This is a genomic window from Mesobacillus sp., assembly GCF_047739415.1.
Classification (GTDB): domain Bacteria; phylum Bacillota; class Bacilli; order Bacillales; family Cytobacillaceae; genus Mesobacillus.
Genome location: NZ_JBIQOE010000030.1, coordinates 1 through 12,609, shown reverse-complemented (window position 1 = coordinate 12,609; position 12,609 = coordinate 1). Strand labels below are relative to the sequence as shown.

The following is a 12,609-nucleotide window of genomic DNA, read 5'->3' as shown; positions in this document are numbered from 1 at the left end:
GTCAAAGCGTTCACCCTTTCTCAAATTTTAATAGAATCGTAAACTTATTTAATCAACCAGCCGCCATCAACGAGAATGTCAGAACCCGTCATGTAAGAAGCTTCACTTGATGCGACAAAAGCAATCACATTCGCAATTTCATCGGGATTGCCAGCTCGCCTTAGAGCTGTATTTCTTCTGATTGCTTTAACAAATTGTTCATTCTTCATCCCCTGCTCAGTCAGGGGAGTTTCCACGAAACCAGGTGATACGGAATTGACCCTGATCCCGTAAGGAGACAATTCCAATGCCATTGCTTTTGTAAAATTGATGACACCAGCTTTAGCAGCACTATAATGTGGGATATGCGCACCTGCCTGGTGTCCGGATAAACTGGCTACATTGACGATCGACCGGTTTTGAGAAGAATCTCCCTCCTTCTCTGAACTTTTTGCCATGAGTTTCCCAAGCGTTTTCGAGACCAGGAAAACACTTTTTAAATTTGTATTTTGTACAAAGTCCCAATCACTAGCTGAGGTCTCCATGATTCTTGAGTGAACCGAACCGCCTGCATTATTCACTAGGACATGCAACTCGCCAAATTGCTCCTCAATGAATTGTCCTAACTCCTTGACATCTTCTTCATCTGTTACGTCAGCAGAAAAGATTTCTGCCCTGGGAAGCTTATGCGATTCATTTATTTCTTTCGCTGCCATCTCCAGCTTAGATTTCGTACGCCCAACCAATATTACTTTTGCTCCTTCGCTGGCAAACCGGGCGGCTGCCGCTTTCCCGATTCCGCTCCCCGCTCCTGTAACAAGAACCACCGTTTCTGCAAATCTCATTCCTGTCACCTCCTAATTATATACGGAATATTCAGTTATTTAAGCGTGCAATAAATAGCTTTTCAGCCCTTCTTTTAGCAAATCGGGCAAAGTCTCACTCTTTTGATTTGTAAAGTCATAATACACAATGATTGCGTTTCCCTTTGCAATCAGCTGGTGCGTTTGCGAGCAAATAATGTCATGTTCTAGCTGGAAGCTTTTTGAACCAATTCTCGATACATAGGTTTTAACAGTTAATAGCTGGTCGAAATAACCCTGGCTGACAAAATCACATTTAGTGGAAGCTAAAATGAACTTCCAGTCATTCAATTCCATACTGTAGCCTAATAACTCAAAAAAACGGATCCTTGCCTCCTCAAGATAGACAAAATAACTGGTGTTGTTAATATGTCCTAGTGCATCAGTCTCGCCAAATCGAGCCTGTACCTGGATCTCCTGCATGTTTATCCCTCTTTCTCTCCGCTGTATTTTAGTACAAATTATTTTTTCGTACTAACCGGTTGGTATGTAACCAGCATAGAAAGAGGCTTGGCTTGCATAAGCCTCTCTCTACATTATTCTTCAATTGACTTCGATTCCCTTTAGGATCATTTCGACAAAAATCTCGGCTACTTCCCGATCAGATACCTTCCCCATTGGATTGAACCACTGGTAGCTCCAGTTCGCTGCACCCAGTATGCCAAATGTAACAATTGCGGGATTCAAATCCTTGCGGAATTCGCCGCTGTCAATTCCTTCTCGGACCAGCTTTTCCACATTCAACCTGAATTGATCCCGCTTTGCCACAATTTGCGCCAGTCTGTCATCACTCAAGTGACGCATTTCCCTGAAAAAGATTTTTGCGGATGCGCCTTTGGACTTAATGCTGCTGATCAGCATATAAACGATATCGAACAATTTTTGTTTACTTGTTGATTGCTCTAAGAGAATTTCTTCCTGACGGCCAAGTAATTCGTCAATATATCTCAGATGTATATCCATCAGTAACTCTTCTTTGCTGGAAAAGTAATAATAAAATGAACCTTTCGTCACCCCGAGTGAGTCGACAATATCCTGAATGGATGTCTCACTGAAACCTTTTTTCTCAAATAATTTTATGCTGTGTGCGGTAATTTTTTCTTTCACTTTGCTGTCCTCGCAATCCTACTAGTCTGCACAGAAATTATACCATATTTTACCCCCTGTCCCATCGAGTAGAAGTAATTATTTACTTTTTACTTCTTCTCTTAGTGCTCTGCGTAAAATCTTGCCTACACTTGTCTTCGGCAGCTGTTCACGGAACTCTACGACGTTCGGAATCTTGTATGCTGCCATATTTTGCCGGCAAAATTCCTTGATCTGATCTTCAGTCGCTTCCTTGCCTGCTTTTAAAACGATAACGGCTTTGACTGCTTCCCCACGGTATTCATCCGGTATGCCAATGACAACGGCCTCCAGGACAACTGGGTGTTCATACAATACTTCCTCGATATCACGCGGATAAATATTGTAGCCGCTCGCGATGATCATGTCTTTTTTTCTGTCGACAATATACAGATAACCATCATCATCAACCTTAGCTATATCCCCTGTAAAGAGCCATCCATCCCTTAATGTGTTTGCTGTCTCCTCTGGCATATTCCAGTAGCCCTTCATAACCTGCGGCCCTTTGATGATTACTTCACCCAGCTCTCCAGTTGGTACTTCTTCTGTTCCTGTTGCCAGATCGACAACTTTGTATTCTGTTGATGGCATGCCGATACCGACACTGCCAGGCTTTCTCTCCGCAAAGCTTGGATTGCAATGGGTAGTTGGCGATGCCTCCGAAAGGCCATAGCCTTCAAGGATTTTTGAACCGGTTTTTCTTTCAAATTCTTTTAGCAGCTCTACTGGCATTGGCGCACTGCCGCTGTTGCAAATTTCTATGCTGCCGATTCCATATTCCTCTGCTTTCGGGTGGTTCGTGATAGCGACGTACATCGTTGGCACACCTGGGAACATGGTCGGCTGCTCATTTTTTATCGTATTCAGGACCTCTTCCAGATCAAAGCGCGGCAACAAAATAATCTCTGCCCCTGTATAGATTGATAGATTCATACAGGCTGTCATCCCAAACACATGAAACAGGGGAATGACCGTTAACGAACGCTCTACACCAGGTTTGATATCATTCTTGAAAAATTCATATGATTGCAGGACATTGGCAAGCAGATTCTGATGTGTCAGCATCGCTCCCTTGGATCTTCCTGTCGTTCCGCCGGTATACTGCAGGACAGCGACATCCTCTGCTGGGTCAACATCCACTACGGATGTCCTGCCGCTGCTTTCTGATAAGAACACTTCAAATTTTGTATCTGGTGCAAAAGCATGCTCAGAAGGCTGGAGACTGACAACAATAATATTTCTTAGTTTTGTAGAAGCCTGAACACTCTTAACCTTTGCATAGAGGGCATCAAACACGACAATCGTTTCCGCGCCTGAATCATTAAGGATATATTCAAGCTCACGTTCAACCGACATTGGATTAACTTGGGTGACAATCCCTCCTGCGGTCAATATGCCAAAATACGAAATGACATATTGAGGACAGTTTGGAAGCATGACGGCAACTTTGTCTCCAGTGTCTACTCATCTGTTTTGAAGTGCTGAGGCAAAATGTGTCACAGTCTGGGACAATTGTTCATAGTTAACTTTCCTGCCATAGAAGGATAAAGCATTATTTTGAGGATACTTCTCAGCTGATTCTCGAAGCATTTGCGGCAATGATTTTTCAGGAATAGTGATAGTGGATGCAATGGAGTCAGGATACTTGGAAAGCCAGACATTTTTCTCGCTCATTTAATTTCCCCCATTCAAAATATATAACTTAATTGTATATGGCTAAAATGTCAGTCCACCGCCGTCGACTGACAAAGTGGCACCAGTAATAAAGGAAGCTTCATCGGAGGCAAGGAACAGGACCGCATTTGCTACCTCCTCAGGTGTTCCGATTCTGCCTAAGGCATTGGCCCTCGAAATAATCGGCCATTTTCGCTCATCACTTTTCCAGCCTTCTATGATTTGCGTATCAATGACACCCGGGGCAATTGCATTTACACGGATATTGTCCCTGCCATATTCTAACGCAGCATTTTTGGTCAGGAGTATGACTCCAGCCTTGGACGCATTGTAAGCGGCAAGGTATTTTTGCCCTTTGATGCCAAGCAAGCTTGAAGTGTTGATGATTGCTCCACCACCAGCCTTTTTCAGTTGAGGAACAGCATGCTTGATGCCTAGAAATACGCCTTTAAGGTTAATATCTATAACCCTGTCCCAATCCTCTTCCTCAAGATCCACACTTTTAACATCCGGATTGCCTATGCCTGCGTTATTAAAGAGAATATCCAGCTTTCCATATGCTTCAACAGTTGTTGAAACGAGTTCTTTCACCTGTTTGGAATCGCTTACATTTGTTTCGAAAAAAAGAGCGCTGCCTCCCTGTTGTTCAATAAGCTGAACCGTCTCTCGCCCGCCATCAACGTTCACATCGGAAATCACCAGCTGAGCTCCTTCCGCCGCAAATCGAAGAGCGGCTGCACGGCCTATTCCGCTGGCTCCGCCAGTAATAATTGCCGTCTTGTCTCCTAATCTCATTTTATTCCCCCTAAACCTTTCTACTAACCGGTCGGTATGTATTAACATCTTTATTATAACGTTTATATTGAAATATTCAACTATTAGTCTAAATATTCTAAATATATTAGGAAAAACCCTAAGGGTTCTTAGGGCTTAAGCGATTTATAACTTTAGTTTAACTGCTTTTGTTGCGACAAAACATTTAATATACTCATCCAGTGGTCTTCTGCCGCCAAAATCGTCTTCATACAATCCAGCGATGACCAGGCCGGCTTCAATTTGACCCTGGATCTGGTCCTCTAATGTATGGCCGAATTCTATCGTATTGCCATAGTTCATATATGCTTCTTTTTCTTCATCTGTCAGGTTGTCAAGAGACGAGGTAGGAATTTTATTTTTTACCACCAGGTTCCCTTTCATGTCCTCCTCATCATCAAAGATAAATAAGATAGGATTAGTAAAGCCAGATATTAGCGTTCCTTTGTCTTTCAATACTCTTGAAGCTTCCTTCCAGACTTGTAAGATGTCTTCAACGAAAACATTGGCCACTGGATGGATGATCATGTCGAATTCCTCATCATTGAATGGCGAAAGGTCTGTCATGCTGCATTGTAAGGTACTTAAAGTCAGTCCATCTCTTTTCGCAACAAACTCATCCTGTTCCAACTGCTTTTTTGAAATATCAACAACCGTAACATCAGCTCCTGCTGCAGCCAGAACAGGACCCTGCTGTCCGCCTCCAGAAGCAAGACAAAGAACTTTCAATCCTGCCAACGATTGTGGAAACCAGCTTCTAGGGACTGTTTTTCCAGTCGTAACTGTAATTTCCCATTCACCCGCTTTGCTTTTTTCAATTACTTCTCTTGAAACAGCCTTAGTATAAACTGCTTCACTCTCAACCTTCTTGTCCCATGCAAGACTATTTTGTTTAATTGCATCCATTGAATTCACCCTAACTCTCTTAATCTCTTATTAACTATTAGCAGCATAATTTAAAATGTGTTCATACAGCTCATGCCAATCATGATAATACTCGCGGACCTGCTCTTGATCGACAAATATTCTTTCAGAGGATTCATATCCTGCATCGAAATCATGTATATCTTTTATGTCCATCCGGTAAAACACCTGGAACCCGATTTTGGGGTATGGACTATTTTCATTCCATTGCGAGTTTTCACTATGATCAACAATGATTGAACCTAAAAGACTGCAATCACCAGAAACATTGGCCTCTTCCATAGTCTCTCGCTTAAAGCATTCCTCAGCTGATTCACCTGCCTCAATATGACCGCCAGTCATATCCCATCCGCGATGGTTCAAGTTTACCAGTAACACCTTTCCATTGTGAAAACAGAAACCATGGACACTGCTGATCAAATCCCTCGGTGGAAGTTGAGCATCTGTCTGCCAGCTTAACTTTACTCTTGCATTGTTCCAGTTTACATATGTAGTAACCAATCCTAAGCCTCCTTACTGCTATGCCATTCCTTCTTTCCAATTGTAACCAAAAAATAAAATTGATGACAAGAAGTAAAAAAAGCACTGGCAATTATGCCAATGCTTTTCTGTGTATGACTAATATTAAATGCCTTTCTGTGTATAAGAAAGGTTAGCCTTTTTGCTTGATTCTTTCAACTACAGTGCCGATTTCATCCGATTTTGCAAATTCTACCGGGGAAAAGCCTTTTTCGAAGGTAATGGTGTCGGCTTCGATCATGATCACATACTTTCCATTAACCTTTGCCAGATGGATGCTGTCACCGTAATCAGCCAGCAACCCTTTTACCGAAATGTGGTCAAGCTTCATCTTCAGTTCCAATTCAGGGGTATGCTCGATAAGCTGTGCAGCCGCTTCAATGACCTGCTCGGGTTCGAAGCGTTCCTGGAGCTCGCGTTTTTCGCTGGCCGCCCAAATTTCCATTGCGTTCTCCAGCTGCTCCCGTTCTTCACTTTCTGGCTCGAAGGTTTCTTCCATATGCCCGCGAACCATTTCTATAACCTGAGTCTTTACGATTTCAGGCATTGACTGGCCATACTCTACATATTTAAGGAAGTCTTCAAAATAACGTGCATGTGAGGACTGGTTGATTTTTAGTTCATTATCTTGGATCATTCCCTCTTCTGGCATATAGGGATACTGTATTGATTTCATGTTTTTTGTCGTTATCGCCATTTCCACCTGCCGGATCAATGTCGATTCATCGGAAATAGAGGCAACCTTTGGTTCAAAATCGCATTTCAGGATGAACACGAATGCATCATCAAAAAACTTGCGAAGCTTTGCTCTTGCTACAATGAAAGCCCCGCCTCTTACTGCGCTTGTATCTACGTAGGCAATGGCGAATTTTTCACTCTCTTGCTGGAAGTCTTCCTTTGATTCCGCAAAACGGACACGATGGAATAGGTTGTAATTTGGGTTGGATGTTAAATCATGACCCTCCTCAACGATGAAGTAGCCGAGCTTAGTAGGAACTTCATCTGTTTTTGGGTGGCGATCTACCTTGCGCTTGACGATTTTTGCGAACTCGCCATCAAGAAAATCCTTTAGATGGCTAGATTCATATTCTTCCTCATTCAATGTCTGGAAATGCTTATATCTTTTATCAGCCTGCTCGCCTTTGCCTTCGACTTGTACTACGTAAAATGATAAATATTGAACTTCAAATTCCATGATCAAACTCCCTGCTGATGTATGTCTTTGTTACTTGCTTAGTAACAGGACTCCAAACCAATTAGCTTATACTTCTGGTTATGGAGACTGCTGAATAATCGCGAAAATACAGCACCTATTTCAAGATGCTGTATTTCTCAGTTAATTCATTAAATGAAATTCTGTTTTACTACCTGTTTGGGTGGATATGACTTCGAGCCTTGCGTCAATCCGTTCCTTCAGCTCTGGTACATGGGAGATGATTCCGACAAGTCGCCCGCTGCTCTGGATATCGATCAATGCTTCTATGGCCTGGTCCAGGGACTCTGGATCAAGGGTTCCGAAGCCTTCATCGATGAACATTGTCTCTAATGAAACTCCACCTGCGTAATTCTGGACAACATCGGCCAATCCCAGGGCTAGTGATAACGCCGCCTTGAAGCTTTCTCCGCCAGACAATGTCTTTACATGGCGCTCCTGTCCGGTATATGCATCAAGAACCAAGAGCTCCAACCCACTCTGTACATTGCCTTTTGAACGATCAGTTTTTCGCAATAATCGATATCGTCCGCTCGTCATCTTGTTGAGTCTTACATTAGCCTCTGCAAGAATATCATCAAGGAAAGCTGCCAGGACAAAGCGCTCGAACGTAATCCTGTAGGTGTTCTGACCTTTTGAAATCTCGAATAAATGGCCGACTAGCTTATATTTTTCCTCAAGCACCTTCATTTGCTCATTCAAAGAGTCTACCTGTTCCAGAACAAATTGATTATCGCGTTTTTTCAGATTCAAATCCTGGTATGCTTCATCTGTTTCTTTGATTATTTTATTTAATTGTGCGAATTCTGATTGAAGTGTTTCCATATCAGGCTTCTTAACATCTTTTAACAGATCAGACAGCTCTGCGAATCGATCCGTCACTGATCTGACTTCCTCCCGATAACTCAAGATGTCAGCATCAAGCTGTTGAATAGCCTGTTCTGGAATTTTCGCCTGGTGATAGGCCTGATAGTTTTCAAAGCCCTGTGCTGTCATATTGTTTTTGAATGTTTCCCGTTCGGCTGTCAATTGCGAATCTATTTCTTTCAATCTCTTTTCAGCCTCTTCACTCCGCGCTTTTTCGGTTCCCAGAAGTTCTTTCGCTTCTTGATAATTCTTGCGGGCTTGCTCCAATTCGTCATCAAGCTGCTTCTGCAAGAGTCGTGCTGATTTCATTTTCGATTCGAATACTTGCAGTGAACGAAGCTGTTCAGGTATTTTCTCAGTCATTCTATCGAGATTGGTTTTCTTTTCAGTGTACTGGATCATCATGTTTTGATAGCTTTCATCGAGAGCTTTCAGCTGCTTATTCAGCCTTTCCCTGTCGTCTTCAAACCTTTTGATTTCAGATTTGATTTTTTCCAAGCCTTTTAATTTTATCGAATGTTGTTTCTGCTCATTTTGCAGCTTTTCAACATCACTTTCAGTCAGTAGTATGGTATCAGCTAACTGGTTAACAACAAAGTCGGGACGGAATTTGACGATCTCAGCCATCATTTCTTCTCTTGTTTCAATCAATGACCTTAAAGTCGTTTCTGTTTCGATATAAGATTTTTCAGCAGCACTCTTCTCTTTTTCAACACCAGTGATCTGCTCTCGTGCAGCTTTTAAATCTTCTTCTGTCGGGATGAAGCCTTCAGTTGCTCTCGCTGGTTCAGGATGACTTTCTGATCCGCATACGGGGCAAGCGCTACCTTCATGCAGGGAAGCAGCCAAAACAGCAGCCTGTGAATGCAGCCATTTTTGCTCAAGAGCTTCTACTGCGGCTTTGGCATCATTCAGTCTGGAAACAGCCTGGTTAAATTGACCTTTGCGGGTTTCAAAGCTCGACCGAACCTGTTTGACTTTCTGATTGTGGTTGCCCAGCTTTTTCAGCTTGTCCAATTCCAGAAGTATCTTTTCCAATTTTCGGTCATTCTCCAGATAAGCAATCTGGGCCTTTTCGGCATCTTCCTTTTCTGTAAGCAAGACTTTAAGGCGCTCTTCAGTTGACTTAAGCTGGGCTACATTATTCTCCCGGTTCTGTATCGATGATTCCAGTGCTTGCTTTAGCTCTGCAAACTGTGAAGCTATGCTGGCGAACGCATGGACATCTTCCTTCATATTTTCAAGTCTGTTAACCTGTTCAGCAGCTACTTTTCGCTCAGGTTCCCGATCGATTTGTTTCTCGTGTTCTTTTTCGGCTGATGTGAGTCGCACTGTTAACTGTTCAATTCGCTTCGTGATCACACTTACCTGGTTTGTTATACTGTCTAGGTCGGCCTTAAGTCGGTGGCAAAGCTGTTCCTGGGCATCCAGAAGAGCTGCTTTTTTTGCAAGCAATGTTTGCTTTTCTTTTTCTGCAAAAAAATCCTTTTGGGCTTCAAGCTTTTCCTTTGTCATCTTCAGGGTTTCTAGTGATTGGATTTGTTTTAAGGTTGCTTCAGCTTCGAACAAACGCTGCTGCATCTTATCGCGGTCCAGCTGAAGCTTTTCACGGTCTTTGTTCAACTTTTCAAGTTTTGTTTCCATTGCGCTAATTTCTTCTTTTAATAGAGGAAGGATCAGGACATCATTTGTACTGCCGGCTTCTACATATTCCTTCAATTCTTCATTTTCGACAGCCTTGATGCTGCGAAGGGCTGAATTCCTTTTCTCAATCTGGTCCTCGACCGATTTTTTCAGGACAGTTGCTTCTTCTCTAAGCTTTTCCTCTACTCTTTTATAGACTTCCGTATGGAAAAGTCTTTGTAGTATGACTTCCTTTTCTTTACTGTCCGACGTTAGAAGCTTACGAAATTCCCCCTGGGGAATCATCAGAATCTGCCGGAATTGATTGCTGTCGATGATCATGATCTCTTTGATCTTTTCGTCCACTTCGCGAACATTCGAAGCAAGCAATTGCAGTTCTCCGTTTTCATCAATTAAATAAAGTTCTGCTTTTGCACCGACAGTAGTCGTTCCTTCACCAGACTTCTTTTTCTTTTCCTGCTGCGGAGATCTGGTAATCTGGTATGTCTTTTGACGCAAGGAAAATTCAAGCGTAACTTCTGTCAATAACTCATCATCTGCAAACTGGCTTCGCAAATCGGGACCATTCCGATCCTCACCGCTTGCCTTGCCGTAAATCGCATAACTGATACCATCAAAAATGGTTGTCTTTCCAGAACCTGTTTTACCAGAAATGACAAACATTGTCCGGTTTTCAAGCTGCCTGAAATCAATTGTTTCCGCACCGGCATATGGCCCAAAGGCCTGCATCGTCAGTTTCAGAGGTTTCATTTTTGTCCCTCCTCCTTCAATACTTTGCCAATCACATCTGTCATGACATTGCGTTTATCATCAGTAAATTCGCTTGTCGTCATTTCCTTGTAAAACTGTTCGAAAAGCTCCAGCTCCGACTTTTTTTCTTCCCTGATCGAGTTGAAGTGCTGCTTATGCTTTTGGTCAATGGATTCAATTTTACGATCAAGATGAAGGACATTCGGGAAGACCTGGCGCAGTTTGCCCATTGGGTCGATTATGGCGCCATCGTCAAGCAAAGTTACTTTTAAATAATCATTAATATTTTCTTTTTCATAAAAGGAAGGATCCAGAAGCTGTTCGAGGTGGCCTTCCAATTCGCGCATATCCTGCTTCGGTTTCAGGGTCCTGTAACGCATATCAAAACTGCCGTTTTCGTTCATTTCAACGATAGAAATCGATTTGCGCTGTTTAGCCTCTGAAAAAGAGTATTTTAATAGGGAGCCTGAGTATTTTATTTTGTCATGTTTGATAGCGTCGGGGCTGTGAAGATGACCAAGCGCAGTAAAAGCAAATGGGTCAAACAGGTCCTGGGTGACACAGCCAGAACCACCGACAGATAATGAACGCTCTGAATCGCATGAGTCACCACCGAGAACGAAAGCATGTCCAACAAAAACATTTGCTTCGTCAGGATTCAGGTTTTCTTCAATTTTTCCGATCACTGCCTTCATCGCATCCTGATGGGAATGGATCGAAGAATCGTCAAGCATATGCCGTACGACGCCAGGTTCAGCATAAGGAATCTGGTAAAAATTGAACCCGTTTATATGTACTGGCCTAAAGTCATTCGTCAATTTCCCAGTAAGATAAAAATGATTATGGCGGTACCATGAACTGCCAAATGATAGACGTTCTGCACTGTCATGGTTGCCAGCAATAGCAACAATCGGCGTATTCAGCTCCACGTTGATTTTAAAGAGCACTTCATCAAGAAGTTCTACAGCATCAGTTGGCGGTACGGACCTGTCGTATAAATCGCCTGCAATTACAACAGCATCAGGTTGTTCTTCCGCGACAAGCTCAATAAATTGATTCAATACTTCTCGCTGGTCTTCGGTCATATACATTCCGTGGACAAGCTTTCCGAGATGCCAGTCACCCGTATGAATAAATTTCATGCTAATCCCCCCTGTTTTAAGTAGATATCTATTTTTCATTATTTTTAAAAGCCAATTTGACAATGCTACTATTATATCAAACTCAAAAATTTAATGGGCACTCAAAAAAAGGAAAGAATAATAGAACGTTTGTTCTAATTATATCAGACTACCTCATTAAAATCTACCTGAATTTTCCACAAGTTTAGTTTGTTGGGATAACTTTTAGTGATTATATTTGAAATTTGACTTTTCAGTTCATGTTGTTCACAATAGAGTTAACGACTAATCAAAAAAGCAGGGATTAAAATGGATACAAAAACAGAGGCGTTATACAAGTTTCTTGTCGACAATGCCACTAATTTTACCGATGACTGGCTAAAACGCCAGCGGGTTATTAAGGGGTCAGATTACTCTGCTGACGCTCCGCCAGAAGTAATGGACAAGGTGAAGGAACAGAATTCAAATTATGTTCGTCTTGTGGCGAAATCACTTTATCAAACTGAGGAAGAGATGAAGAAAACGATTTCTGCCTGGACGAGCCAGACTGCAGCAGACCGGATTAAATCTAAAACTGACCTGACAGAAGTCGCTTGGAATTCAGGTGTTTTCCGCCGGGTATATTGGGAATACGTTCAAAAATTCGTAAAACAGGCGGATATGGAGATAACACTGGACGACGTTTTCGCATGGGAAGCAAAAATCAATTATACCCTTGATTATGTCTTTGAAAGTTTTATAGTGGTTTTTATGGAAATCCTTATGAATCGATTAGCCTCTCAAGCAATTCTAATTAAAGAATTGAGCGCACCAGTCATTAGCTTGACAAAGGAAGTCGGTCTTCTGCCATTGATTGGTGAAATCGATACAACGAGAGCAAAAGGCTTAATGGAGTCAACTCTCACACAAAGCATTGATTCCAGAATCAATACTTTGATAGTGGATTTGTCAGGAGTAGTGATGGTTGATACGATGGTTGCCCATCAAATCTTCAAGCTTATGGATGCTTTAAAGCTGCTTGGCGTTCAATCCATCGTAACAGGAATCCGGCCAGAGGTTGCACAAACAGCTGTCCAGCTGGGAATTGATTTTTCAGATATTATGACAGAAGGTAATT

10 protein-coding genes and 1 pseudogene are annotated in these 12,609 nt (G+C 42.3%); 1 reads left to right on the top strand and 10 read right to left on the bottom strand.

Annotation, left to right across the window (positions count from 1 at the left end; all coding sequences use genetic code 11):
- Positions 1–44 precede the first annotated feature (44 nt).
- The 10 genes and pseudogenes from ACH0QE_RS02175 to ACH0QE_RS02130 all read right to left on the bottom strand — a co-directional run bounded on the left by ACH0QE_RS02175 (position 45) and on the right by ACH0QE_RS02130 (position 11,513).
- Positions 45–824 (bottom strand): SDR family NAD(P)-dependent oxidoreductase, encoded by a 780-nt coding sequence (locus tag ACH0QE_RS02175; protein WP_415799105.1) that lies wholly within the window; start codon positions 822–824, stop codon positions 45–47.
- A 39-nt stretch (positions 825–863) separates the two neighbouring features.
- The gene (locus ACH0QE_RS02170; RefSeq protein WP_415799104.1) at positions 864–1,265 is read right to left on the bottom strand and encodes an acyl-CoA thioesterase; all 402 of its coding nucleotides are present in this window, start codon (positions 1,263–1,265) and stop codon (positions 864–866) included.
- A 120-nt stretch (positions 1,266–1,385) separates the two neighbouring features.
- On the bottom strand, positions 1,386–1,949 hold the full coding sequence (locus ACH0QE_RS02165; protein ID WP_415799103.1) for a TetR/AcrR family transcriptional regulator: 564 nt from the start codon (positions 1,947–1,949) through the stop codon (positions 1,386–1,388).
- 78 nt (positions 1,950–2,027) lie between these two features.
- A pseudogene (locus tag ACH0QE_RS02160) lies at positions 2,028–3,641 on the bottom strand (long-chain-fatty-acid--CoA ligase).
- Between the two features lie 42 nt (positions 3,642–3,683).
- A complete protein-coding gene (locus tag ACH0QE_RS02155) occupies positions 3,684–4,436 on the bottom strand; it encodes an SDR family NAD(P)-dependent oxidoreductase (protein ID WP_415799102.1) in 753 nt (250 codons plus the stop codon).
- A gap of 144 nt (positions 4,437–4,580) precedes the next feature.
- Positions 4,581–5,360: a class I SAM-dependent methyltransferase gene (locus ACH0QE_RS02150; protein ID WP_415799101.1), complete on the bottom strand. Its 780-nt coding sequence runs from the start codon at positions 5,358–5,360 to the stop codon at positions 4,581–4,583.
- Between the two features lie 30 nt (positions 5,361–5,390).
- On the bottom strand, positions 5,391–5,879 hold the full coding sequence (locus tag ACH0QE_RS02145) for an NUDIX hydrolase (RefSeq protein ID WP_415799100.1): 489 nt from the start codon (positions 5,877–5,879) through the stop codon (positions 5,391–5,393).
- A gap of 151 nt (positions 5,880–6,030) precedes the next feature.
- Positions 6,031–7,092, bottom strand: a complete 1,062-nt coding sequence (locus tag ACH0QE_RS02140) for a DUF3900 domain-containing protein (RefSeq protein ID WP_415799099.1) — start codon at positions 7,090–7,092, stop codon at positions 6,031–6,033.
- A gap of 141 nt (positions 7,093–7,233) precedes the next feature.
- The gene (locus ACH0QE_RS02135) at positions 7,234–10,371 is read right to left on the bottom strand and encodes an SbcC/MukB-like Walker B domain-containing protein (RefSeq protein WP_415799098.1); all 3,138 of its coding nucleotides are present in this window, start codon (positions 10,369–10,371) and stop codon (positions 7,234–7,236) included.
- A complete protein-coding gene (locus ACH0QE_RS02130) occupies positions 10,368–11,513 on the bottom strand; it encodes an exonuclease SbcCD subunit D (RefSeq protein WP_415799097.1) in 1,146 nt (381 codons plus the stop codon). The genes ACH0QE_RS02135 and ACH0QE_RS02130 overlap by 4 nt, the downstream gene beginning before the upstream one ends.
- A gap of 288 nt (positions 11,514–11,801) precedes the next feature.
- Between ACH0QE_RS02130 and ACH0QE_RS02125 the strand changes: the two genes are divergently transcribed.
- On the top strand, positions 11,802–12,609 hold an 808-nt coding region (locus ACH0QE_RS02125), incomplete at its 3' end, for an STAS domain-containing protein (protein WP_415799096.1).